The 24,679-nt window shown below is 59.7% G+C and carries 23 protein-coding genes; 10 read left to right on the top strand and 13 right to left on the bottom strand.

The features are described 5' to 3' along the window. Nucleotides 1–68 precede the first annotated feature (68 nt). The 4 genes from HEQ17_RS14380 to HEQ17_RS14365 form a co-directional block, all read right to left on the bottom strand. Nucleotides 69–1,136: an SMP-30/gluconolactonase/LRE family protein gene (locus HEQ17_RS14380; RefSeq protein WP_296293372.1), complete on the bottom strand. Its 1,068-nt coding sequence runs from the start codon at nucleotides 1,134–1,136 to the stop codon at nucleotides 69–71. A 177-nt stretch (nucleotides 1,137–1,313) separates the two neighbouring features. Continuing rightward, nucleotides 1,314–2,822 (bottom strand): ammonium transporter, encoded by a 1,509-nt coding sequence (amt, locus tag HEQ17_RS14375; protein WP_296293371.1) that lies wholly within the window; start codon nucleotides 2,820–2,822, stop codon nucleotides 1,314–1,316. 22 nt (nucleotides 2,823–2,844) lie between these two features. Beyond that, nucleotides 2,845–3,183, bottom strand: coding sequence for a P-II family nitrogen regulator (glnK, locus tag HEQ17_RS14370; RefSeq protein WP_108285680.1), 339 nt, complete (start codon nucleotides 3,181–3,183; stop codon nucleotides 2,845–2,847). A 28-nt stretch (nucleotides 3,184–3,211) separates the two neighbouring features. Continuing rightward, complete coding sequence (locus HEQ17_RS14365) at nucleotides 3,212–3,952, bottom strand: TorF family putative porin (RefSeq protein ID WP_296293370.1); 741 nt, start codon at nucleotides 3,950–3,952, stop codon at nucleotides 3,212–3,214. A 195-nt stretch (nucleotides 3,953–4,147) separates the two neighbouring features. Between HEQ17_RS14365 and HEQ17_RS14360 the strand changes: the two genes are divergently transcribed. From HEQ17_RS14360 to HEQ17_RS14340, 5 genes are all read left to right on the top strand, one after another. Next, nucleotides 4,148–5,680, top strand: coding sequence for a YifB family Mg chelatase-like AAA ATPase (locus tag HEQ17_RS14360; RefSeq protein ID WP_296293369.1), 1,533 nt, complete (start codon nucleotides 4,148–4,150; stop codon nucleotides 5,678–5,680). A gap of 22 nt (nucleotides 5,681–5,702) precedes the next feature. Then, complete coding sequence (locus HEQ17_RS14355) at nucleotides 5,703–6,923, top strand: MFS transporter (RefSeq protein ID WP_296293368.1); 1,221 nt, start codon at nucleotides 5,703–5,705, stop codon at nucleotides 6,921–6,923. 126 nt (nucleotides 6,924–7,049) lie between these two features. Beyond that, nucleotides 7,050–8,000 (top strand): sulfurtransferase, encoded by a 951-nt coding sequence (locus HEQ17_RS14350; RefSeq protein WP_296293367.1) that lies wholly within the window; start codon nucleotides 7,050–7,052, stop codon nucleotides 7,998–8,000. Nucleotides 8,001–8,009: 9 nt separating this feature from the next. Beyond that, nucleotides 8,010–9,083 (top strand): YeeE/YedE thiosulfate transporter family protein, encoded by a 1,074-nt coding sequence (locus HEQ17_RS14345; RefSeq protein ID WP_296293366.1) that lies wholly within the window; start codon nucleotides 8,010–8,012, stop codon nucleotides 9,081–9,083. A 10-nt stretch (nucleotides 9,084–9,093) separates the two neighbouring features. Then, the gene (locus tag HEQ17_RS14340; protein ID WP_296293365.1) at nucleotides 9,094–9,261 is read left to right on the top strand and encodes a hypothetical protein; all 168 of its coding nucleotides are present in this window, start codon (nucleotides 9,094–9,096) and stop codon (nucleotides 9,259–9,261) included. Between the two features lie 146 nt (nucleotides 9,262–9,407). Here HEQ17_RS14340 and HEQ17_RS14335 read toward each other — a convergent pair whose 3' ends face one another. Then, the gene (locus HEQ17_RS14335) at nucleotides 9,408–9,863 is read right to left on the bottom strand and encodes an Lrp/AsnC family transcriptional regulator (protein WP_296293364.1); all 456 of its coding nucleotides are present in this window, start codon (nucleotides 9,861–9,863) and stop codon (nucleotides 9,408–9,410) included. A 117-nt stretch (nucleotides 9,864–9,980) separates the two neighbouring features. Between HEQ17_RS14335 and HEQ17_RS14330 the strand changes: the two genes are divergently transcribed. From HEQ17_RS14330 to HEQ17_RS14320, 3 genes are all read left to right on the top strand, one after another. After that, entirely contained in the window at nucleotides 9,981–13,553 is a 3,573-nt protein-coding gene (locus HEQ17_RS14330) for an indolepyruvate ferredoxin oxidoreductase family protein (protein ID WP_296293363.1), read from the top strand. A 431-nt stretch (nucleotides 13,554–13,984) separates the two neighbouring features. Beyond that, nucleotides 13,985–14,233 (top strand): hypothetical protein, encoded by a 249-nt coding sequence (locus HEQ17_RS14325; protein ID WP_296293362.1) that lies wholly within the window; start codon nucleotides 13,985–13,987, stop codon nucleotides 14,231–14,233. Between the two features lie 342 nt (nucleotides 14,234–14,575). Further along, complete coding sequence (locus HEQ17_RS14320; protein WP_296293361.1) at nucleotides 14,576–15,058, top strand: GreA/GreB family elongation factor; 483 nt, start codon at nucleotides 14,576–14,578, stop codon at nucleotides 15,056–15,058. Between the two features lie 127 nt (nucleotides 15,059–15,185). On the opposite strand, the gene HEQ17_RS14315 is transcribed toward HEQ17_RS14320, so the two are convergent. Both HEQ17_RS14315 and HEQ17_RS14310 read right to left on the bottom strand, forming a co-directional pair. Continuing rightward, on the bottom strand, nucleotides 15,186–16,442 hold the full coding sequence (locus HEQ17_RS14315) for a type II toxin-antitoxin system HipA family toxin (RefSeq protein ID WP_296293360.1): 1,257 nt from the start codon (nucleotides 16,440–16,442) through the stop codon (nucleotides 15,186–15,188). After that, entirely contained in the window at nucleotides 16,439–16,807 is a 369-nt protein-coding gene (locus tag HEQ17_RS14310; RefSeq protein WP_296293359.1) for a helix-turn-helix transcriptional regulator, read from the bottom strand. Before HEQ17_RS14310 ends, HEQ17_RS14315 begins: the two co-directional genes overlap by 4 nt. A 388-nt stretch (nucleotides 16,808–17,195) precedes the next feature. On the opposite strand from HEQ17_RS14310, the gene HEQ17_RS14305 reads away from it, so the two are divergent. Continuing rightward, the gene (locus tag HEQ17_RS14305) at nucleotides 17,196–18,605 is read left to right on the top strand and encodes a DUF4041 domain-containing protein (RefSeq protein WP_296293358.1); all 1,410 of its coding nucleotides are present in this window, start codon (nucleotides 17,196–17,198) and stop codon (nucleotides 18,603–18,605) included. Nucleotides 18,606–18,765: 160 nt separating this feature from the next. On the opposite strand, the gene HEQ17_RS14300 is transcribed toward HEQ17_RS14305, so the two are convergent. After that, nucleotides 18,766–19,677, bottom strand: coding sequence for an HTH-type transcriptional regulator ArgP (locus HEQ17_RS14300; RefSeq protein WP_296293357.1), 912 nt, complete (start codon nucleotides 19,675–19,677; stop codon nucleotides 18,766–18,768). A gap of 111 nt (nucleotides 19,678–19,788) precedes the next feature. Here HEQ17_RS14300 and HEQ17_RS14295 point away from each other — a divergent pair, with 111 nt between their 5' ends. Continuing rightward, on the top strand, nucleotides 19,789–20,454 hold the full coding sequence (locus HEQ17_RS14295; protein ID WP_296293356.1) for a LysE family transporter: 666 nt from the start codon (nucleotides 19,789–19,791) through the stop codon (nucleotides 20,452–20,454). Between the two features lie 107 nt (nucleotides 20,455–20,561). Here the strand turns inward: HEQ17_RS14295 and phnE are convergent, their stop codons facing one another. From phnE to HEQ17_RS14270, 5 genes are all read right to left on the bottom strand, one after another. Continuing rightward, a complete protein-coding gene (phnE, locus tag HEQ17_RS14290; RefSeq protein WP_296293355.1) occupies nucleotides 20,562–21,431 on the bottom strand; it encodes a phosphonate ABC transporter, permease protein PhnE in 870 nt (289 codons plus the stop codon). Further along, nucleotides 21,428–22,291, bottom strand: a complete 864-nt coding sequence (locus HEQ17_RS14285; RefSeq protein ID WP_296293763.1) for an ABC transporter permease — start codon at nucleotides 22,289–22,291, stop codon at nucleotides 21,428–21,430. The genes phnE and HEQ17_RS14285 overlap by 4 nt, the downstream gene beginning before the upstream one ends. Before the next feature lie 77 nt (nucleotides 22,292–22,368). After that, entirely contained in the window at nucleotides 22,369–23,205 is an 837-nt protein-coding gene (locus HEQ17_RS14280; protein ID WP_296293353.1) for an ATP-binding cassette domain-containing protein, read from the bottom strand. A 19-nt stretch (nucleotides 23,206–23,224) separates the two neighbouring features. Then, nucleotides 23,225–24,094, bottom strand: coding sequence for a putative selenate ABC transporter substrate-binding protein (locus HEQ17_RS14275; RefSeq protein ID WP_296293352.1), 870 nt, complete (start codon nucleotides 24,092–24,094; stop codon nucleotides 23,225–23,227). A 247-nt stretch (nucleotides 24,095–24,341) separates the two neighbouring features. After that, entirely contained in the window at nucleotides 24,342–24,671 is a 330-nt protein-coding gene (locus HEQ17_RS14270) for a P-II family nitrogen regulator (protein ID WP_296293351.1), read from the bottom strand. Nucleotides 24,672–24,679: the final 8 nt, after the last annotated feature.

Here is a 24,679-nt window from a genome sequence, read left to right as displayed (position 1 = left end):
GCTGTGTGAATTTTTTGAACGTTGGGGTTGTGGGAAATTGATGGGGATTGAGGAAAAATCAAACGATTTCAAATCCCTTCCGCATCACGCAGGCGATCAATGAGTTCATTGGTGATTTGAGTACCGCGCGCAGGCAAGGGCTCAATACCCCAATCCGCCAGTTTTTTGTAGGTCTGAACCTTAAAACCATTCACCGGCAACCCCGCCACCTCCACCCGCATCGCCCATACGCACCCAGAACCGGGGTACTGCGCCAGCTCGGCCTCACTGCGACCTTGGCGCGATGTGGTGATGAACAGGGTTTTCATGTCCGCGCCGCCAAAGCAGGGCATGGTGGGGCAAAGCGCCGGGGTGGGCACTTCGGCCAGCACCTGGCCACTGGGTGCGATGCGCAGCAATCGTCCGCCCTCGTATTGGGCGGACCAATAGCAGCCCTCAGCATCCACCGCCGCGCCGTCGGGTCGTCCGCCGTAGGGCGCAGCGCTGCCCCAAACCCAGCCAGCGGGCTTGGGCGTCATTTGGTGGAACACACGCCCCGCGCTCAGTTGGCCGGTGGCCGCATCCACGTCAAACGCCCGCACCTGGTGCGCAGCGGTGTCGGCCCAGTAGGCGGTGCGGCCGTCGGGCGACCAAGCCAAGCCGTTAGCCGTCACCACGCCATGGTTCCCACCGTCTTTCTCACCGCCCACCATGGCGTGCAGCCCTTGGCCATCCAGCATGTAAAGCACGCCCAGCGCCTGGTCTTTGGGCTCATACAAACTGCCGGCCCAAAATCGGCCTTGAGCATCGCACTTGCCATCGTTGAAACGCAGCTTGGCCGTGTCATAAGGTGCGGCGGCCAGCTGGAGCAATGAGCCACCCCACTCGCGCGCCAAGTAAATGCCATCACGCAGGGCCATGACCAGGCCGCCCCCTTGCACCGGCGCGATGCAGCCGGGCTCTTGCGCCAAGGGCCAATACGCCACCGGCCCTTGGGTCTGCAAACCCTGCACCGCCACACGGCCAATGCGCTGCCCGGGAATGTCCACCCAATACAAGTGCTGCTCTTGCGGGTGCCAAAACGGCGATTCGCCCAAGCCATTGGGCTCTGTGGTGATGGCGGCCCAAGTGGGTGAAGACAAGTCAGATGCGTGCATGAAATCCATTGTGCCCGAGCGTATGGCGCGTTCGACTACCCCAACAAGGAACGTACCTCGATCAATCGCCACCGAAACCGCACACCCAAAGAAACAGCCCGCAGAACCTGAGCGCTGCGGGCAGATGAAAGGGCGGCTTGCGCCACCGCTTGCAATGAAACTTGTCTTGGCTGGCTTTTAGCCGTGGTAGGCCGACTCGCCGTGCGATGCAATGTCCAGACCTTCGCGCTCTTCTTCTTCGGTGACACGCAGACCAATGGTCAGGTCAACGATCTTGAAGGCGACCACCGAGACCACGCCCGACCAGACGATGGTCAGCAGCACAGCCTTGGCCTGGGTCCACACTTGCCCAGCGATGGAGTAAGCGTCGGGCGCGATCATGGCCACCGTGACCCAGTCGCCCACGGCGCTGGGGCCACCCAAAGCGGGCGAGTTGAACACGCCGGTCAACAAGGCGCCGACGATACCGCCCACACCGTGCACACCGAACACGTCCAGCGAGTCGTCCGCACCGAGCATCTTTTTCAGACCGTTCACACCCCACAAGCATGCAAAGCCCGCCACGATGCCGATCACCAAACCACCGCCGATGCCGACGTTGCCTGCGGCTGGCGTGATGGCCACCAAACCGGCCACAGCACCCGAGGCCGCACCCAGCATGGAGGCTTTGCCGCGCATCATGGCTTCACCCACACACCAGGCCAGCACAGCACCGGCTGTGGCGACCAAGGTGTTGATGAAGGCCAGCGCTGCGAAACCGTTGGCTTCGAGAGCCGAGCCCGCGTTGAAGCCGAACCAACCCACCCACAGCAAGGACGCGCCCACCATGGTCAAAGTCAGGCTGTGTGGGGCCATGGCTTCACGGCCATAACCCACGCGCTTGCCCACCATGAAGGCACCAACCAAGCCAGCCACAGCGGCGTTGATGTGCACCACGGTGCCGCCAGCGAAGTCCAGCGCGCCCCACTGCCAGATCAGACCGGCTTTGGATGTCATTTCGTCGGCGACTTCTTTGGCGGTGTAGGCGTCAGGACCCATCCAGAACCAGACCATGTGGGCGACAGGCAGGTAGCTGAAGGTGAACCACAGCACCATGAAGGCCAGCACGGCAGAGAACTTGATGCGCTCAGCGAATGCACCCACGATCAGCGCGCAAGTGATGCCTGCGAACGTGGCCTGGAAAGCGGCGAACGAGATTTCAGGAATGACCACCCCTTTGCTGAAGGTGGCTGCGTTGGCAAAGGTGCCTGCTGCGTTGTCCCAAATGCCTTTCATGAACAGGCGGTCAAAACCGCCGATGAAGGCATTGCCCTCGGTGAACGCCAGGCTGTAGCCATAAATGAACCACAACACGGTGATCATCGAGAAGGTGACTACCACTTGCATCAGCACCGACAGCATGTTTTTGCTGCGGACCAAGCCGCCGTAGAACAGGGCCAGCCCCGGAATGACCATCATGATCACCAAAATGGTGGCCACCATCATCCAGGCAATGTCGCCCTTGTTGGGCACCGCCGCTGGCGCGGCTTCGGCCGCTGCCGCGGCGGGTGCCGCTTCCGGTTTGGCTTCTGCGGCAGGAGCTGTAACGGCAGCAGGGGCAGTCTGTGCGGTGGCAACAGAGGTCGCACCGAACAGGCCCAAGCCCAGGCTCAAGCCCAAGGCCAGAGTTGCGAATAGCTTTTTCATCAATGACTCTCTTTCTGATCGATCAAAGGGCTTCGCCACCGGTCTCACCGGTGCGGATGCGAACCACTTGTTCGAGGTCGTAAACAAAAATCTTGCCGTCGCCGATCTTGCCGGTGCGGGCACCGGATTCAATGGCTTCGATCACACGCTCGACCAACTCGTCAGAGACGGCCGCTTCGATCTTCACCTTGGGTAAAAAGTCGACGACGTATTCAGCGCCACGGTACAGCTCGGTGTGGCCTTTTTGACGACCAAAGCCTTTGACTTCGGTCACAGTGATGCCCTGCACGCCGATGCCCGACAGTGCTTCACGCACTTCGTCCAGCTTGAAGGGTTTGATGATGGCGGTCACCAGTTTCATGATGGCTCCTTGGTTGGAATGGGTGAAATCAGAAGGTGTACTTCAGGCCAACGACCAATGCGTCTTTGCCGTTGTACTTGCCTCTGAAAGAATAAACGTTCCTGTTTGCATCTGTACCCACAAAGGCTGCCGATGCAGTTAAACCATTTTCAATATCTTTGACGAGGGTCAAGGCGTAATCGGTGTATGAAGCGTTGGCAATGTTCTGAACGCTCTGGTAACCCACATGGGGCGTTAAAGTCAATCCATTGCCCAAATCAAGGGCCGCACTCAGGTCAAGGTAATAGCTGTTTTTGCTGTTTGGATTACCAAACAAATTGGAAATGGCATGGGAGTACTTGGCCGTGAATACCCCGTAAGTCAGGCCACCATAAACTTCGTTGGTGTTGGCATTGGCAAATCCAGGGACATTGCCCAATTTGTTGCCGCTGTATTCATAACGCAAAAAACCCGCGTCATAAGACACATCGCCCACGGCACCCTTGTAACCACCGTACAAGTCAACTTCAACGTTGGCATCGCCGCCCGAATCCTTGATCCACTTGATGGTCGAAGCCCAGGCGCCTGCATACAAACCGCTCTTTTGGGCGTAATCAAAACCGCCTTGCACTGCCGGCTCCAGTCGAGACTGGGAAATACCACGGTAACGGTAGTCAGAAACCACCCCTGCATTGAACGACAAGGTGCTCTCGCCGGCCTGCGCCCGGGCTGCACCGGTGAGCAACAACAAGGACAAAGTCAGCAAAGAAGGTACGAGGATGTTTTTCATGGAAAGCTCCTGTAAGCAAAAAAGGACAAGCCATTCAAGCACGGACCGTGCCAATCCACCCCAGCGTCAACGTTCGGGGTTTTCCCCATGCATTCCTCACCCGTGCATGCTTGAATGGCATTCCAACAAGTTCTTTGCGCCGGGACTGCGCCACAGGACACGCAAAATTGCACCAAAACAGGGCAAGGAGGGTTTATGAGTCTCAGTTTGGTGCGAAGTCGCGCCCTGATCGGTCTGCAGGCACCACCCGTCACCGTCGAAGTGCACTTGGCCAATGGTCTGCCCAGCTTTACCCTGGTGGGCTTGGCCGATGTCGAAGTCAAAGAAGCCCGCGAACGGGTGCGCTCTGCCTTGCAAAACAGCGGGCTGGACTTTCCGCACAACAAACGCATCACCGTGAACCTGGCTCCAGCCGACCTGCCCAAGGATTCGGGTCGGTTGGACTTACCGATCGCACTGGGCATTTTGGCGGCCAGCGGGCAGATCGATGCCAGCAAACTGGCGGGCTACGAGTTTGCAGGCGAGCTGTCGCTGTCGGGTGAGCTGCGCCCAGTGCGCGGCGCACTGGCCATGAGCCTGGTGCTGCGCCAGCAGCAAGTTCGAACGCGGCTGGTCTTGCCACCCGGCAGCGCCGAAGAAGCGGCGCTGGTGCCCGATGCCGAAGTGTTCAGGGCACGGCATCTGCTCGATGTGGTGCAACAGTTTTTGCCCCCCTCCAACGAAGCTCTTCCAGAGCCCGGCGATGGCTGGGCCCGCATGGCACCGAGCACTCCGAACACCCCTCCACGGTATGCCGACCTGGCCGATGTGAAAGGCCAAGCCGGCATCAAACGGGTGCTGGAGATCGCCGCTGCCGGAGGCCATTCGCTGCTCATGGTCGGCCCGCCGGGTTCGGGCAAGTCCATGCTGGCCCAGCGCTTTGCGGGTTTGCTGCCGCCCATGGCCATCGAAGACGCCTTGGAATCGGCAGCCATTGCCAGCCTGGCGGGGCGTTTTGACCTGACGCGCTGGGCACAACGCCCCACGGGTCAGCCGCACCACTCGGCCAGCGCGGTGGCCTTGGTGGGCGGCGGCTCGCCACCGCGCCCAGGCGAGATCTCACTGGCGCACCACGGTGTGCTGTTTCTGGACGAGCTGCCCGAATTTCCGCGTGCGGCGCTGGAGGCCCTGCGCGAACCTCTGGAGACGGGCACCATCACCATCGCCCGCGCCGCTCGGCGGGCCGAGTTTCCGGCGCGCTTTCAGTTGATCGCGGCCATGAACCCCTGCCCTTGCGGCTATTTGGGCAGCGCCACACGGGCCTGCCGCTGCTCACCCGACCAGGTCAGCCGCTACCAAGGCAAGCTGAGTGGCCCGCTGCTGGACCGCATCGACCTGCACATCGAAGTGCCCAGCCTACCCGCGCAAGACCTGCTGAACGCCCCACCCGGTGAAAGCACCACCGCCATCGCGGCCCGCAGCCAGGTCGCCCGCGAACGCGCCCTGGCCCGCCAAGGTTGCGCCAACGCCGACCTGCAAGGTCAGGCCATTGACGCACAAGCGCGCTTGGACGACAACGCCACCGCCTTGCTGCAAAAAGCCGCCGTCAAACTCGGCTGGAGTGGCCGCAGCGTACACCGCAGCCTCAAAGTCGCCCGCACCATCGCCGACTTGGCGGGCAGCGACACCATTGCCACCACGCATGTGGCCGAAGCATTGCAGTACCGGCGGGTACTCAAGGAGCAGTGAGCCAGGCACGGATAATCCGGCCATGCCACACGCAGATCCATCAGCAGCGAGCGTCACCCGCCAGGGCCATTTCAGCATCTGGCTGTCGTTGCCCCAGCTCATCACCTGGGGCAGTGTTTTTTACACCTTCTCACTGTTGATGACGCCCCTGGAAGCCGAGCTGGGCATGAGCCGGGCCGAATCCTCGCTGGCTTTCAGCCTGGCACTGCTGGCCGAAGGTTTGATGGCCTATGGGGTGGGGCGCTGGATCGATGCGGGGCGCGAGCGTTGGGTCATGACGCTGGGTTCCTTGTGGATTGGCGTGGGCCTGGTGGGGCACAGTTTCGTCACCACGGTGGCGGGGTTTTATGCCGCCTGGATCTGGCTGGGCCTGGGCATGGCGGCCACGCTTTACACACCCGTGTTTGCGTTGGTCACACGCCGCTTTCCGCAGGACTTTCGGCGCGCCATCATCACACTCACCTTCTTGGGCGGGCTGGCCAGCACGGTGTTCATTCCGTTGTTTGCCTGGTGGATGGATTTGTGGGGTTGGCGCCAAGCCCTGTGGGCGCTGGCGGCGCTGCAGTTCTTGGTTTGCGCGCCACTGCATGCCTGGTTGCTGCAAGGCGCGCCGCTCAAGGCGCTCGAGTCCGCTGCGCATGACGCGGTGCAACCCGCCTCGGTGCGCGAACACCTGCGCCACGCGCCATTTTGGCTGTTGGCGCTGTTCATGGTGCTCACCATGTCGGTCACTGCGGCACTGCCCGCGCACATGATCGCCTTGCTGCAAGAGTCGGGCTTGTCCCCCACCTGGGTGATTGCCATCCCGGCGGCCATCGGGGTGATTCAAGTGCTGGGGCGCTTGGTGCTGTTTGTGTTTGAGCGTTATTGGGACGTTCACGCCGCCAACCGCTGGATTCCCACTTTGGTCCCGGCGGGCGTGCTGGCTTTGCTGATTGGCGGGCTCAGCCCACTCGCCTCGCTGGTGTTTGTGCTGCTGTACGGCCTGGGCAATGGCATGAACACCATCGTCAAGGGCACGGCCATGGCGCAGTACGTCAGCCGCCAGCATGTCGGGCAGCTCAATGGTTTACTGGGTGTGCCGATTGCGCTGGCCCGCGCTGCTGCGCCCTTGACGCTGGGCCTGCTTTGGTCGCCAGAGCACGGCTACACCCTGGCGCTGTGGTGGCTGTTGCTGGCCAGTTTGCTGGGCACGGCCGCGTTGTGGGCAGCGCAAAGTTTTGCCCGCACGGCGCGTCACTGAAACCTGCATCGACGCGGCGTTATATCCATTTCGGCATATAAACCTAACTAAAAAATCGTTCCCATGTCTGAGGAGGCTGACCACAATCGCGCCATCTTCTGCTCTTCTCTTTCAGGAAACGACCCCATGAAACACTTCTGTGCTTTGGTCCTGGCCTTGTCGGCCGCCAGCTTCAGCGCCAACGCCCTGGCAGCTCAGCCCCTGCTCAGCCCTGCCGAGTTGCAAGCCAAGTTGTCCGACGCCAACGTGCGCGTGATCGATATCCGCGACCCCAAATCGTATGCCGCCAACCACATCCCTGGCGCGGTGAATGCGCCCTATGGCACCTGGCGCGGCCCGGCCAATAACCCCGGCGAGTTGCCTGGCCTGCCCAAGTTGACCACCTTGGTGCAAAGCCTGGGCCTCACGCCCAGCACCCACGCGGTGGTGGTGTCCAGCGGTGCAGACGCCACCGACTTCGGCGCTTCTGCTCGCGTCTACTGGACCCTCAAAGTGCTGGGCCTCAAAGAGCTGTCGGTGCTCAACGGCGGCGTTCGGGCTTGGACCACGGCGGGCCTGCCGCAAAACAACACGGCCGTGCAAGTCGCTGCCAGCAGCTTCCAGCCGCAAATCGACAAAAGCTTGGTGGCCACCAAAGAAGAGCTGGTGGCCCGCGTGAAGTCGGGCGATGCCGCCCTGATCGACGCCCGTCCGGCCGACTTCTTCAAGGGCGACACCCGCCATGTGGCGGCCAGCGTGCCTGGCACCTTGCAAGGCGCGGTGAACGTCGAGCACGACAAATGGTTTGCCCCCGGCACCTCCACCTTTGTGAGCACCGACCAAGCCCAAAAAGTGGCCGCGTCCAGCCCCATCGATCCGGCCAAAGAGACCGTGTCGTTTTGCAACACCGGCCACTGGGCGGCGACCAACTGGTTTGCCATGTCCGAAGTGCTGGGCCAGAAAAACGTGAAGCTTTACGCCGGCTCCATGGTCGAATGGTCGAAAGACCCCAACGGCCTGCCCATGGCCAACGTGCCCAGCCGCCCCAAGCAGCTCTTGATCGACGCCAAGTTCTGGGCTGAGAAAACCTTCAAATAAACTCGGATCATGAAACGCCTTCCTTTAGCGGCCTTGCTGGCCGCTTTTTTCATCTTTTTAGCCCTGTCCGTGTCCGTCCGCCAGGCGGTGCTGATGCTGGTGGGCGTGGGCATGGGCGCGGCTTTGGCGGGGGCGCGCTTTGGCTTCACCACCGGCTGGCGACAACTCATTGAGCAGCGCAACCCCCAGGGCGTTGCCGGGCAGGTGCTGCTGCTGGCCCTGGCCAGCCTGGCGGCGCTGCCGCTGCTGGGGCAGTTTTCTGAATTGCAAGCCGCTTTGGGGCCACCCAGCGTGAGCTTGCTGGTGGGTGCGTTCGTGTTCGGGCTGACCATGCAAATTGCCGACGGCTGCGGTTCGGGCACTTTGTACAAAGCCGGTTTGGGCGTGCCCCTCAACATGGGCATCTTGCCGCTGTTTGCACTGGGCAGTTTTTTGGGATCGGTGCACCTGGACAGCTGGCTGTCGCTGGGCCAAATGGCCCCGGTCAGTTTTTCAGCCGCGTACGGCACAGGCGGCGCGCTGGCCCTGACGCTGGCTTTGCTGGCCGCCGTGCTGGTGGCGGTGCGCCTGTGGGTGGGCGCGGGCCAAACCTGGCTGGACAAACGCTGGCTTTGGGGTGCCGTGGCGCTGGCGGTGCTGGCCACACTCAACTTGTTGCTGGCGGGCCAGCCCTGGGGCGTGGTGTACGGCTTTGGCCTGTGGGCCGCCAAGGTGTCGGTGGCGCTGGGCGCTTTTGACCCCACGGCCAATGCCTTTTGGGGCCAGGCGGGCAATGCGCAACGCCTGACACAAACCGTGTTCATGGACGTGACCACCATCACCAACATCGGCATCTTGGGCGGTGCGTTGTGGGTCTCGGCCAAAGCCGCCTCCAACAGCACGCCTTTGACCACCCAGCAATGGGTGATTGGCCTGATTGCCGGGTTCGTCATGGGCTACAGCTCGCGCTTGGCCTTTGGCTGCAACATCGGCGCCATGCTCAGCGGCATCTCTACTGGCAGCTTGCACGGCTGGATCTGGGTGCCCCTGGCTTTTGCAGGCACGTTGATCGGTGTGCGCGTGCGCCGCCATTACCAATTTTGAAGGAGGCCGCATGAGCACCACGCACCAATTACAAGCGGTTTTCTGGCTCGGCCTGGCTGCCTTTTTGAGTTGGGACTTCATGGTCTCGGCCCCGGTGGACCTGCGCAATGAACCCCCGTTGATCGCGGCGGGTTCAGGCCAGGCCACCAGTGGCGGGCATTGTTCGATGGCGAAGTGAGTGTGGGTCGGTTGGCACTACTTCGGCTTGCGACCCAAAGCGGCTCGGTCATATTTCCCGAGACGTCAACTTGTTTGCGTTAATAGCGACCCGCCGTGCACCAGCCAGGAAACGGCCATTACCCGAAATCTAAAGCAATGACTTGTTCAAAGCGGCAGCACTGAAACCTGTTTGATATCCCGCAACACGATGCTCGAACGCACATGCGCCACTGCGGGCAGCTTAAACAAAGTTTTCATCAGGAAGTGTTCATACGCCTCGATATCTTGCGCCATGATGGTCAACACATAGTCTGATTGGCCCGTGGTGGAATAACAGTGCACGATGTGAGGCGAAGCCTGCACAGCCGCCTCAAATTCGGCCACTGTTTTTTCAGTGTGCTGGGATAGGTTGATATCGGCCATCACCATCAAATTCAGCCCTACCTTTTTGCGGTCCACCTGAACGGTGTAGCCGGTGATGACGCCTTGGCTCTCCATCTCCTTGATGCGTTTCCAGCATGGCGTGGTGGACAGACCTACCCGCTCTGAGATTTGCTGCACGGTCATACGCGAATCCTGTAGCAAGGATTCGAGGATTTTCAAGCTATAAACGTCTTTCATTCTTTAATTGTATTGATTTTGAGAATTTCATTCTCACTTGGATGCTGGAACGGTCTGAATAAGGTTTTTATTCGCAAATAGAGGGTCTATTCTTGCTCCACAAATACGGAGGCACCCATGATCAACAACCCCCTGACCCATGCCGCCAATCCTGCGGTTTTGCGCGATTACCAGCTCATGGACAACGTCTGGGCGTCGCAGGGTGTGGTCTTTTTGTCGGGCACGCAGGCGCTGGTGCGGTTGGTGCTGATGCAGCGCCGTTACGACGAAAGCCAGCAATGGAACACCCGAGGTTTCATCAGCGGCTACAGGGGCTCGCCACTGGGCATGGTTGATCAGGTCATCTGGAAACAAGGTGAACAGTTCAAGAATGCGGGTATCGAGTTTGTGCCTGCCATCAACGAAGAGCTGGGAGCCACTCAGGTGCTGGGGACGCAGCGCGTGGAATCCGACCCAGAGCGCACGGTCGATGGTGTATTCGGTCTGTGGTACGGCAAAGGCCCGGGGGTGGACCGCGCAGGGGATGCTCTCAAACACGGCAACGCCTACGGCTCGTCACCGCACGGTGGTGTGTTGGTGGTGGCGGGCGATGACCATGGCTGCGTGTCCTCGTCCATGCCGCATCAGAGCGACCAGGTGTTTCAATCGTGGCACATGCCAGTGGTCTCGCCAGCTGATGTCACGGAGCTGGTGAGCTTTGGCTTGTATGGCTTTGCCTTATCACGTTATTCGGGTGCCTGGGTGGGCCTGACCGCGTTGTCAGAAGTGGTGGAAAGCAGCACAACGGTGGATCTGGACGCCATCAACGCGCAGCTGGGTCTTTGGAAGCGACCACAAGAAGTACAAGACCTGACGGGACATGTTGCACCTGCCGATGGCCTGCATTACCGCTGGCCTGATTTGCCGTCTTTGCGTCTCGAATCGCGCCTACACGACAAGCTGAGCGCGGTGGTCGCCTTCGCACAAGTGAACAGCATTGACCGCCAGGTGATCGTCAGCCCGCAGGCCCACATTGGTATTGTCACAGCGGGCAAGGCCCACCATGATTTGATGGAAGTGTTCCGGCGATTGGGCCTGAGCGAAGCCTCACTGGCTGCTGCTGGTGTGCGCGTGATCAAGTTAGGCTTGACCTTCCCGATCGAAACCACCCGTATGCATGCCTTTGCACAAGGCCTTCGGGAGATTCTGGTGATCGAAGAAAAAGCGCCCATCGTCGAGCAACAATTGCGCGATCTGTTTTACAACGCGCCTTCGCGGCCTGTCATCGTGGGCAAACGCGATGCACAAGGTCAGGCGCTCTTGTCAGCGTTGGGCGAATTGCGCCCCTCTCGTCTGATCGTGCAAGTGGCTGACTGGTTACAACAGCACACGTTAGTGGCGCTGAATATTTCGCATCTGAAGGTGCTCGACTTCGTGCCCGCAGACATGCTGAGTAACGCCAGCGATGCGGTCAAGCGGCTGCCATACTTTTGTGCTGGCTGCCCACACAACACATCAACAAAAGTGCCCGAAGGCTCCACCGCGCGCGCAGGCATTGGCTGCCACTTCATGGCCAACTGGATGGAACGCGACACCGCTGGCCTGATCCAGATGGGAGGCGAAGGTGTGGACTGGGTCTCGCACTCGCGCTTTACTCGCACGCCGCATGTCTTCCAGAATCTGGGCGACGGTACGTATTACCACTCGGGCTACCTCGCCATTCGGCAAGCGGTTGCGGCCAAGTGCCGCATCACATACAAAATTTTGTTCAACGATGCGGTGGCGATGACAGGCGGGCAACCCGTCGATGGTGTCATCAGCGTAGATGCCATTGCGCGCCAGGTTGAGAGCGAAGGCGTTGCGGCGGTGGCGATCGTGAGCGATGACATCACAAAATTTAACGCCGTCAAAAGCCGTTTTCCGTCAATCGCCACATTTCATCCGCGTGAAGAATTGGACATGGTACAACGCAATTTGCGCGAATTGACGGGTGTTTCAGTGCTGATTTATGAGCAGACCTGCGCCGCCGAAAAACGTCGACGCCGCAAGAAAGGTGAGCTGAGCGATCCAGCGCGTCGCCTGATGATCCACGAAGGGGTATGTGAAGGCTGTGGTGACTGCGGTGTGCAAAGCAATTGCGTAGCTGTGCTGCCGCAGGAGACGCCATGGGGTCGCAAGCGCAAGATCGACCAGACGCATTGCAACAAGGATTACTCTTGTGCCAATGGTTTTTGCCCGAGTTTTGTCAGCGTGATCGGTGGTCGTTTGCGTCGCAAGACGGGCGCATCACCGCAGGCGCGACAGCAGTTCATGGCACACGCTGCACGCTTGCCTGACATCCATCCTCGCAGCACCGATAGCCCCTGGGACTTGCTGATCACTGGCGTGGGCGGCACCGGCGTGGTGACGGTGGGCGCAGTCATTGCCATGGCAGCGCACCTGCAAGGGCAGCACGCCAGCGTGCTTGACTTCATGGGCTTTGCCCAAAAAGGTGGCTCTGTGCTCAGTTTTGTACGCATAGCTCCCACACGAGAACTGCTCAACCAAGTGCGCATCGATACCCAACAAGCGGATGCCTTGCTGGCATGCGATGCGGTGGTGGCTGCTTCTCCTGAAGCACTTCAAACGATTCGCCATGGGCGTACACGCGTGCTGGTGAATGTGCATGAAACACCTGTTGCCGATGCTGTGCGCAACCCGGATGCGCAAGTGCAAACCAACTTGTTGGTAGAAAAAATACGCTTTTCTGCAGGCAATGCGCAGGTAGAAACCTTTGATGCTCAGGCACTGGCTGAGCAGGTACTGGGCGACACACTGGCCGCCAACATCTTGGCAATGGGTTATGCCTGGCAGCGTGGGCTAGTGCCTGTCAGCTTGGCGGCGCTGGAGCAGGCCATCCGTTTGAACAACGTCGCCGTGGAAGCCAACTTACTAGCCTTCACCGTTGGTCGACTGGCCGCTGCAGATCCCATGGCATTGAGCGTGTCCGCGACAGCAAATCCCACACAAGAAGACCTGCACAGCTACATCGAACAGGCCAGCCACCATCTAGCGGCCTATCAGAACGATGGCTGGGCTCAACGCTACACACGCTTGATGAATGATGTTCATCGGGCCATACAAGCAGCCGGCTTGTCAGATGACACCTTGAGCATGACGGTGGCGCGTAGCCTGCACAAATTGATGAGCTACAAGGATGAATACGAAGTTGCCAGGTTGTTCAGTGACAAGGCCTTCCAAGCGCAACTCGATGCGCAGTTTGAGGGCGATTACCGGCTGGCCTTTCACATGTCACCGCCCGCGCTGTTTAAAGAATCAGATGGAAAAGCACCACGCAAAGTCACCTTGGGTGCCTGGATGCGCCCAGTGTTGGGGCTTCTGGCCAAGGCAAAGGTGTTGCGCGGCACGATATGGGACCCGTTTGGCTACACGCACGAGCGGCGCATGGAACGTCATCTGATTGATGCCCAAATCCAACTGGTGCAAGAGTTGTTGCCCTTGGTCAACACAAAAAATCAAGCGTTGATGCGCGACATCATGGCGCTGCCGCTGTCCATGCGAGGCTTTGGCCATGTGAAGGCCCGCAACGTGCGCGCCGCCCAAAGCCGTCAAGCTTGGCTGCTTCACCGGATCGATCCGACGCGTTACCCGCGTCCGCGGGACGACAATGGTTTGCAGCAATTGCGGGGAGTTCCGATCCGAAGCGTTTGAGTTTCATCGCCCAAACTCGGCGCTGGTCGTCGAGACGAAATGTCCTGGCAAAAGCGTTGATGGCCCCTCTTGGCCGGTCACAGTAGATCCATTACAGCGATTGCGATGCCGCCATTGTCAAATGACCGCCTCAACCGATTTTGATTGAGCAGTGCCAGAGCCCCTCAACCCGCACAGACCCTTTTTTTCTGTCATCGGGCTGATCATCGGTTTGCATATCGCCATCTCAACCGACCGTCAGCTGCATCACCCCAATAATCGGCCCAAGATGAACCTCGCTCACCGTTTGCGAACGCATCAACCCTCAATGTGTAAAAGTTTAATTACACATCAAATTGTAATTTTTGCATTACTTTGGTTTAGTATGTCGGCTTGAGGTCAGGCAAACCGCCCATCCAGACGGCCCTGACTGTTCGCATCAGGAGATTGCCGTGAACCTCTACATCTATCTGTTCCTTTTGTTTGGCGCTGTATTCGGTCTCTCGACGTTTTCTTACAGGCACATCTTCAGCGAGGGGCCTCACCAGGTCGAGACGACCGAAGGAGGCTCCACTCTGGGCAGCCGCGTGTTGTGGGCCATGGTTTGCACGTTCTTGTGGCCCATCATGCTCCTCACCGGCCTCAACTCAGCCCGGATATTGGCCAGGCGCAAACGCCAAGCACTCGCTGCCAAGCACTGAGCCTTGGCGCTGATCCATCCCGCTTGTGGGGTAGCAATCATTTGAAGCTGCCAGACAAGCGCTTGCTGTCCATGCGAGCTGGGGATAACGGCTCTCGTAAGAGTCCATGACATGACAAACCGCTCATGTTTGACAGGCGCAGTCGAGCCCGAAGAGCCGGTCAGGTTTACAGGGCCAACGTCGGTAGTGCAGCGGTTGCAGACATTGATCATCAATAAGCTGAACTGCAGCTGCCGGCCATAAGCGGACGATGCGGTTGTGGCAACACAAGCATCTAAGGCTGGTAAGGCATTTCATAATCTAGCCCTTCCCCTCTGCTTTTCGAGATGCCTACCTTTGATCATGGACAAACTCTTACTACAGAAGCAGGTGCTGGAGCGGCTCGCCGAAGACCTTCTGCTGGCCGAACAGGCAGTGCGTGCGGCCCATGAGACGGCGACTCACGAAGAAAACATTGCCGAAAACAAATACGACACATTGGGACTCGAAGCCGCCTACCTGGCCACCGGCCAGGCTCGGCGCGCTGAAGACATTCGCCAGGCGATGGCCAATTGGCGCCATTTCCGCCCGCGCCCCTATGACTCCAGCAAAGGTATACAGCTCGGCGCGCTCGTCTGCCTGGTCGATTCCGCCGATAAGCAGCAACTGCTCTTTCTAGGGCCGGATGGGGGCAGCATGAAGTTGGTCAGTGGCGCACAGCTCATTCAGGTCATCAGCAGCGAAGCCCCTTTGGGGAGGGCCATGCTGGGTAAATACGAGGGTGATGAGGTGTGGATAGAGGTCGCTCCAATCCGACAGCAATTTGAGGTGCTGCGGGTTAATTGATCAGCAAGCAAGCCCAAGCCAAATTGGCTGGGGTCATCGGATGTGCCTGGAAGCTAGACATTGTTTCCGCCGACCACGATTTGACCAACTGATGGGCGTAGTGCCGATCGTGCTGAGAGCAACCCGTTCAATGGCCTTGCCAAGCCTCATGCGCACTGAACGCAGCGGCCGTCAATTCGATATCGGCCCGAGGAATGCGGGCTTGTTGAGCGACATCGCGCCAAGTGCCCACGACATCCATCACCTCGTCAACGATGTGCCGCCCTTGCGCGGCCGTCAAGCCGTAAAAAGCAGCAGTGCTCAACGCGGTTTGCAAGTCAGGACGGTTGTCCATATCGTCAATGTTCAGCACATGCTCGGCTTTGTCGATGTTCGGGTTCACATCAAACGCGGGTGCCAATCGCCAGCCCGTTGAGCTCAGCACAAAGCCGTGATTGCGCAAATGGTCGTCCCGATTGCCGACCGCCACATTAAAAACCACGCGCCTGAACAGCTGAGCCAGATCTGATTGAACCGTCGCTGCATCGCCACTGGCCCGCAGAAACTGCGCCAATTCCAGATAACTGCAGCCCTCGCTTTGGTCTTTTCGCAGCAGCGTCATGGCCGACGCATAAAACCGCCGCTGGCCACCGACACGGTCGAAGCGCTGCACACAAAAAGTATGAAACTCACCACCCAGGCGCAACAGCTTTGCAGCAGGGACATCGATGCCTGCACGTTGGGCCATTTGATGTGTGGCGAACTCCCAAGCCCCGACATCACGGTCATCATCACGCGCCGGAAATTTGCCAATCCAAAGAGAGCCGTCCAGCTCTGTGAAATTGGCCTTGGGACGGGCACCCCCCAACGAAGCACCCGGTGCCACCAGAACGGTTAACCATTTGCGCAAAGCATCGAGATCGTCAATGCGCTTATGGGTCAGTTGCCAAGCCACCTGCTCCAGTTCGCGCAGCGTGGTCACGGGTGGCGCTGCAAAAGGATCGTTGCCCAAAAACGCTTGCGTGCCGGATGGGCGAAAGCGCAACGCCCCCTGCCGCGTGACATCCTGCACGCCGATCAGGAAATCCCACGCATAAAGTGTTTTGGCCGGACGCTTTTGGTCCTTGGCCAGCAAGGCCTCGCGCCGTTTCATCAGCGTTTGTCCCCAGCGGTCGGGGGATGAGTCGAGAAAGACGCCAAAGTTGCCCAGCTCCGGCTTGGGGAAAAAAGGATGCGCGTCCAAAGACAAATCAGGGTCCAGCGCAAAAGCTCTCGGATCGTTCAGCCAATCTTTGTCGTAATGAAAGCGAAGCTGCCCTCGGTCATGCGCCAAGTGGCCCACCAGACAACCGGGCCCCAAATCGCAATCCAACCAGACCTCTAGCCCATCGAATTGCCCCGTCATGGCGGCCCCTCAGAAGTGCTGTTGGCAGCGTCGGTGGAGAGCACGCTGGCACGGCGCTGGCGTCGCGCTGCAGGCGATGGGGCCAAAGCCAAATCCTGCAACTTGCGCCCCACTTTGTCGTCGGCGGCCAAGGCGTTGAAATCTGCCTGCAGCCCAAGCACCGCCAGCACGCGCAGATAAGTGCCCAAAGTGGCACCCGCATCGCCGGCCTCGACCTTGTAGACCGAAGTGCGTGACATGCCTGCCCGCTGCGCCACCACGGCCGTGCTCAGTTTGCGGCGCAAACGCGCCAGCCGCAGGCGCTCGCCCAAGGCCGTGAGCAGTGTTTGCTCTTGAGGGAAAACAATGGGTGGCTTGCTAGACATTTTGCCATTATGGACAAAATAGATAGGTATTGTCCATTATGAATAAAAATGAAGAACGATATCAACAAGCAAGACCTCGTGTGCGGTGCCTGAGAGTTGCCCCTCGCTTCTCATCGTACGGGCGTCCTCAATCAGACTGGAACTGGCAAACTGCTAGCTGACCAGATTGCAGCGGAAGTAGTCATCGTGTCAGACGAGCTGTAGGACAGCAGTCGGCCAAGAAGCGACACTCCGCCTTTTCACCCAAAGCTGCCGCTATGGTTCTTTTGCCCGATTAGCGTCTTCGGGGGAATAAGTGCACTTTTTCTTGCTTGTTCATACCCAGGTAGACGGAAGAGTCATTTTGTTGCCATAAACTTCAGAAAGTTAAATCTCTTATGTATCAGTTATGGCACTCGGCGACTACTTCAAAGGTCCTCAACACAAGGCCAACGCGGCACGGCTTGAGGCTGAACTTCAGGATCAACACAAACGATCTCAAGCAGATCTGCAGTCGTTGCAGACAAAGTTTGACCAATTGGAAAGAAAAGCGCTGGAAATAGGGCTGCTAGATCTTTTGGCTGTCCAGAAAAAGATTCAGGATCAGGAGTCGATGCTGGCGGAGGCTAAGTCCAATGTCGACGCGGCTCTGGCAGAACTCCAGGCGGCTGATTCAACGCTTCAAGAAGTACGAAAGCAGATTCTGGTAGCTGAGGATACCGTCGAGCTGGAAACTTTTTCGCTGTATCACCCCAAGTATCAATTCACAAACAGCGCCGAGTACAAGGAGCGGCTGGATGCGATCCGAGAGGTTCAGAAGCAGACCGCGAGGGGTTTGAGTGCAGAAGTCGATGCCTGGGACAACCAGGCTGTTCAGCTAACAAAAGCTGAATGGAAGAAGCTGCGAAAGGATGCTCTCAAGTTGGCGCTTCGAGCCTTCAACAGCGAGAGTGAGTATTGCGTCGACAAAGTGAAATTCAACAACGTGGAGAGGATGGAGGAGCGCATCCGCAAGTCGTTTGAGACCTGCAACAAACTTTTGAAGAATGTCGGTGTTTGGTGGAAAGACGTTGTCTTGGAGGACAAGCTTAAGGAGCTTAATCTTGCGCACGAGTACCAGATGAAACGGCAGGAGGAAAAGGAGGTTGCGCGGCAGGCGCGGGAAGACCAGCGGGAGCAGGAAAAACTCGAGAAAGAAATCCGGGAAGCGCGCGCCAAGATCGAGAAGGATCGTAGCCACTTCATCAGGGCTCTACAAAGGCTGCAGCTACGTTTAGCGGAGGCCACCAATCAGCAGGAATACGAAGATCTGCAAGTCCGCATCGATGAGATCAGTACCCAAAACAGCAAGCTGGACGAAGAGGAAAAGCAGCTTGACTACCGTGAGCAAAATGCACGTGCCGGCTACGTCTACGTGATCTCAAACATCGGCGCGTTTGGTCAGGGGGTCTACAAGATCGGTATGACCCGGCGCCTCGAGCCCATTGAGCGTGTGGACGAATTGGGCGACGCTTCAGTACCATTCCGATTCGATGTTCATGCGCTTGTTTTCTCAGACAACGCGCCGGCTCTGGAGGCTAAGCTCCACGCACATTTCGCGGCCGGACGGCTCAACAAGGTCAATGGGCGCAAGGAGTTTTTCCAGGCTGACCTCAAGGAAATCGAGGCTGTGATCCGAGCAAACTACGATGCAGTAGTTGAAGTGACCCACGCCGCGCCTGCAGAGCAGTACCGTGAGAGCCTAAGACTGACGATGCCACTGGACTCAATACAAGCGTCAGAGCTCGTCGCTGCGGGGCTTGATCGGGGTGGCATTTAGTCCCACCGTTCCTGAACGACTGCTTAGCTGAGCCGGTTTTTACCGCTTTGGGGCGTTTTTTGCCCGTCAATTAAAGTGGTTGGATGACGGCTCACAGCCTTTAAGAGCCGTTCAGGTTCGAGGTCAGGTAGCCGGTGATGGCCGAAAACATCCTCACGTCTCACGCCTGACGCAAATGCAGCGCCGCTGCGGCCTTGACCGCCTGGGTCAGGCGCTGCGCTGACGGGGCCTCGCGGGCCCAGTGCTGCCAATACAGGGCCACATCCACCGTGGCGCCCGGCAGCAGTTCTTGCAGCGTCGGGCGTTGGGCGAGGTGCTGCTCGGGCACCATGCCCCAGCCCAGGCCCAGCTCGATGGCGGTCTCAAACGCTCCCACGGCAGGGGCAAAGTGGCGCGGGTAATGGGGTTGCTGCAGGCCAAAGTGTTGGACCAAAAACGTGTCTTGCAAGGCGTCCTTGCGGTTAAAAATCACGGCCGGTTGGGTCAGCAGTTTGTGCACCGTCACCGCACCGGCGCTGGTGCGGCAGCGCTTGAGCACCTCCGGGGTGGCCACACAGCGGTAACGCATGAGCCCTAAGGGCTCGGCCACGCAGCCGCGCATCGGCTCGGCCAAGGTGGTCACGCAGCCCATGACATCGCCGCATTTGAGTGCGTCGTGCGTGTGGTCCTGGTCGTCGATCATGATGTCGAGCAGCACATGGTGGCGCAACAGCATCGCGGCCACGCCCGGCAAAAACCAGCTGTCCACCGAATCGGCGTTGATGGCCACGCTGAGCGACTGCCAACGCACTACCTTGCGTGCCCCACTGTGGCTGGACGTGCCCTGCAGCCCGCCCAGCACATCGGCTTCCATCATGCGCACTTGCTTGATGTGGGCCAGCAAGGCCTGTCCGGCGGGGGTGGCCCGCACCTGCTTGCCACGCACCAGCAAGCGCTGGCCCAGGCTTTCTTCGAGTGCCTTGATGCGCAAAGACACCGCCGCCAGCGTGATGGACAAGGCTTGCGCCGCCGCGCCAAAGCCGCCGTGTTCGACCACGGCGGCCAGGGCTTCAAGTTGACGGGCGTCGAGCATGATTGAGTTAAAAAATATTGAGTGATGTGAGTTTAATTCAACATCATTTAATTGAATGCCTGTCTGGCGCACACTCCAGCCCATTCGCAGCCGCCCCTCAGGAGATTTGTCATGGTTTTCAGCCTTCCCACTTTCACCGCCGGCATGGTGCTCAGCATCTCCTTGATCATGGCCATCGGCCCCCAAAACGCCCATGTGTTGCGCATGGGCCTGCAGCGCCAGCACCTGTGGTTGACGGTGGCGGTGTGCGCGGTGGCCGACATCGCGCTGATTGGTCTGGGCGTGCTCAGCCTCGCTCAGCTGGGCGGCCTATCAGACAAATTGCACGGCGCCTTGGTCGGTGCGGGCATGTTGTTTTTGACTGTCTATGGCTGGCAAGCGTTTCAGCGGTTTTTGCACCCTACAGCCTTGGTGCTGAACCAGCCCGAAGAGGCCAAGGCTGAGGCGGGGGCTCGCGCAGGGCGTGTGCAGGCGGCCCCCGTCACACGCCGTCAGGCCTTGCTGTCGGCGCTGGCCTTTTCATGGCTCAACCCGCATGCCTGGTTGGACACGGCGGTGTTGATCGGCACCGCTTCGCTGGCCTATGGACAAGGCAGCACCACCTTTGGCTTGGGCGCGGCCGCTGGCTCTTTGTTGTGGTTCATGAGCTTGGGCGTGGCCGCCTTTTGGCTGGGTCGGCGTCTGAACTCGCTGCACGTTTGGCGCGCACTCGATGCGGGTGTGGCCTTGATGATGTGGGGCACCGTGGTGTGGTTGGCATTGAGCTTGGTGTCTTGAGGTCACGGCCGGTTGAGGTCAGCAACAAAACGAACATCGCTGCAGGCCAGCGGTCATCGCCCACGGGGTGGGCTCCTACAAACTCAAGACGCAGACAGTTCAGCGCATTACCGTGTCAACCAGCGTCTGGCTGCAAAGCTCAGCGCATCCACGCACGCCACCATGAGCAGCATCGCGCCCAAAATGGTCGCGGTTTTGTTCATGTGGAACAGGCCCATGTGGAAGGACAGCATTTGGCCCAAGCCCCCCGCGCCCACCACGCCCAGCACGGCGGCGGCGCGGATGTTGTTTTCCCAGCGGTAGAGCGTGTAGCTCATGAGCTGCGGCAAGACCTGGGGCAAAGTGGCGTAAAAGAAAACGCGCAGCGGCCCCACGCCTTGGGTGCGCAAGGCGTCACCGGGGCCAGTGGGGATGTTCTCCATGGCCTCGGCAAACAGCCGCCCCAGCACGCCGCTGGTGTGCAGCGCCAGCGCCAAGGTGCCCGCCATGGGGCCCAAGCCCGCAGAGATCAACAGCAATGCGGCCCACACCAATTCAGGAATGGCGCGCAGGGCATTGAGCAACCAGCGCGTGGGACTGCGCAGCCAAGCCGGGTCTTGGGCGGACATGCGGCTGGCGGGCACTGCCAGCGCCAGGCCGAGCGCCGCGGCCATCACGGTGCCCAGCGCCGACATGGCCAGGGTTTCCCAAGCGGCCCAAGCCACTTTGTTGACAAACACGGGCGACAGATCGGGCGGGAAAAACTCGGCCACAAAGCGGCCCATGCTGCGCGCCGCTTCCATCGATGCAAAGGCCGACCAATCCAAGTCGAGCGACACAAAGCTGGCCACCACCAACACCAGCAAGGCCGCTGAGAACCAGCAGGCGCGGCAGCGGGCGTCAAACAAGGGCGGGGGTAATTTGTAGGGCGGGTTGGCCGCCTCACGCGAAACACGGTTGACCAAGGCAGAGGCCGGGTTCGAAGGCGTGGGTTTCATGCCAAAGCCTTTCGCAACCACGCGCTCACCCGGTCGGCCAGCGCCACCAAGGCAATGAACACCAGCAGCAAGGTGGCCACTTCGCCGCCATTGAACATCTTCATCGAGTTGTCCAGTTGCTGGCCCAAGCCACCCGCGCCCACAAAGCCCAGCACCACGGATGATCGGATGGCGCATTCCCAGCGGTACACCGTGTAAGAGGCCAACTCAGCGGCGTGGCTGGGCAGCAAGGCGTACACAAAGGCCTGCAGGCGGCCACTGCCGTTGCGCATCAGGGTTTGGGTGGCGTGGCTTTCGCCACTTTCCAAAATTTCGGCATACACCTTGCCCAGCATGCCGCCGTAGGTCAGCGCAATGGCCAGCACACCCGCCGTGGGCCCCAAGCCCACCACGCGCACAAACACCAGTGCCCACACCAGCTCGGGCACGCTGCGCAGCACGATCAAAGTGGCCCGCACGCACCAACGCACCACCGCAGGCCAGCGGTCCATGCGGCCCGACAAGGCCGACAGCGACAACACCCGGGTGGCCATCAGGCCCAAAGGCACGGCCAGCACCAGCGCCAGCGTGACGCCTGCGGTGGCCATGGCCACGGTGCGCCAGGTTTCGCGCACCACCATGTCCATGAATTCGGCGTTGTGCACCAGCGGCCAAAAGCTGGCCACAAAATCGGCCGTGACCTTGCGGTTCTCGGGCGCCCACAGCACCCACGGACGGAACTCGGTGGCCACGCCGAGCGGCCAGAGCAAGACCAGCGCCAGGCTCAGCCAAAACACCCGAGACAAAAAAGCCGGGTCTCGCACAGGCGCACCCGAGCGCGAGCTGGCCGGCGGCAAACCAGCAGGCTGCGGGTCGGGCATTCGGGAAACGGTGGCAGACATGTCGCGTTCGAGCGTGTGTGAAGGGTCAGGGATCAGAGGTCAGGTCGCAGGCCGCGTCAGCGGCAATGCATCACAGCTGGCGCAGTCGCTGCCGAGGCCGGCTCGTCCAAGTGCATCGGCGCTTCGCCGCGCAGCTCGTGTTCGTACTGGTCATACAGGTGGGCCAAGTGCTCGCGGCTGACTTGTGCAGAAGGCAAGTCAAACTCCATCTGACCATCGCGCAGCCCAATGATGCGCGGAAAGTGCGCCAAGGCCATGTCCACTTGGTGCAAGGTGGCCACCAGCGTCACTTGGCGTTCGGCGGCCAAGCCCACCAAGGCCGTCATGGCCATGCGGGCGCGCATCGGGTCAAGTGCTGACAAAGGCTCGTCGATCAGCCACAGGCTGGCAGGGGCCAGCAGGGCGCGTGCCAGGCCCACGCGCTGGCGCTCACCACCCGACAAATGGTCCACCCGTTCGAACAATTTGTCGCCCAAATCAAAGTGCACCAAAGCTTCGTAGGCGGAAGGAATGTCGGCCGGGTAAAACAGCGAGCGCAAACTGGCCCACAAGCCCATGCTGGGCAAACGCCCGGCCAGCACCGAGGTCACCACGCGTTGGCGCGGCGGCAACGGCGGCACCTGCGGGGCCAGAAACAACTGGCCGCGCAAACGGCGCAGCGCGCCCGCCGATTGTGTCCAAGGGTTCACGTCCGACAACTGCAAGCTGCCTTGGGTGGGCCGCTGCGCACAGGCCAGCACCTGCAGCAAGGTGGTCTTGCCTGCGCCCGATGGGCCAATGATGGCCACTTGCTCGCCTGCGCTAAAGCGCAGGTTCAAAGCCCGCAAGGCCGCTGGCGCGCCCGCCAAGGCTGCCGGGTGCCGCGCCTCCAGGGCCGAGAGTTCGATCTTCACCGCAGTGCAGCTCAGGCTTTTACAGCAGACCTGCGCTGCGAGCGGCCGACTCCAGGCCCTTGTAGTTCTCGGGCGTGGTGGAGATGTAGCGGGTCGAGCGGTTGAGCTTCAAGATCTCAGCGTGCTCGGGGTTGGCGGGGTTCAGGGCCAACAAGGCGGCCTTGATTTTTTCGCGCACATCGGCGGGCATGTCGGCATGAACCGACCAGTTGTAATTGAAGTAAGGCGCGGTGGTGAAGAACACGTTCACGTCTTGCGTGTTGACCTTGTTCTCAGCAACAAACTTGCGCCAAACCGTGATGTCCAGCGCCGCGGCATCGACCTTGCCGCTAACGACAGAAGCAATGGTGGCGTCGTGCGCACCGCTGTAGGCGATGCGTTTGAAGTCTTTTTCAGGGTCGATGTTGGCTTGCAGCAAAAAGCTGCGCGGCATCAGGTGGCCCGAGGTGCTGCTTTGCGAGCCGAACGACACTTGCTTGCCCTTCATGTCGGCCAAAGATTTGATGCCCGAGTTGGTCTTGGCGATGAACACCGACTGAAAGCGCGTGTCTTCTTCGCGCTGGGCGATGGGCACGATCTTGCCGCCCGAGCGGATGCTCGCTTGCACAAAGGTGAAGCCACCGAACCAGACGAGGTCCACCTTTTTGTTCACCAAAGACTCTACGGCAGCGGGGTAATCGGTCACGGGGGTGAATTGCACCTTCATGCCCAGCTGCTTTTCCAGGTAATTAGCCAAGGGCGTGAACTTGCGCACCTGCTCGGTGGCCGCTTCTTCGGGGATGGTGGTCACGCGCAGCGTGGTTTGGGCACTGGCGTGGGTCATGGCAAACAAGGCCAGCAAGCCCAAGCATGCTTTGGTACGAAGATGGGCGATAACGTTCAGGTTCATGGTGATCGGACATTGACAAGAAAGGTGCATTACACCCTGAAATTTTTTGACAGGCAGTGCCGAATCTGAAAAACACCCACCAAGTAGTTGGATGAGGGCAGCCGGTTGCGGCAGGAACTTGAACAACTCCCGTTCAACCGTCAAGGCAGATCGCACCCCAAAGCTCTTGTGTGGGGGGTTGTTGATCTCAACCTGAGCAAAAAACCCACCGAATGCGGTGGGTTCAGGCTCTCCAAGTTGGCAGCTCTCAGGCCATGGGCTCGCCGTTGCGAATGCGATGAACTGTGGCCACATCCAACACCCAGACCAAGCCATCGCCGATTTGACCGGTGGTGCACGATTTGATGATGACATTCCGTATGGTTTCCACCATGTCATCGGGGCATAGGACACAGACCATGTACTTCTCTGTGAAGTCGGTCAACTCGTCACGCACACTGCGTTTATCGACAGAGGCCGGGGCTGTGAAGCCCTGCGCACTGAACATAGACACTCCGGGAAAATTAGGGATTGCCCGCAAAGCTTCTCGCAAACGCTCTCGGCGATTGGGGCGAATGATGGCGCGTACTTCTTTCATACATGAAC

The sequence above is a fragment of the Limnohabitans sp. genome, assembly GCF_023910625.1.
Lineage (GTDB): Bacteria > Pseudomonadota > Gammaproteobacteria > Burkholderiales > Burkholderiaceae_C > Limnohabitans_A.
Note: the sequence above shows the minus strand (reverse complement) of the source record. Positions and strands in the feature narration are given on the sequence as shown.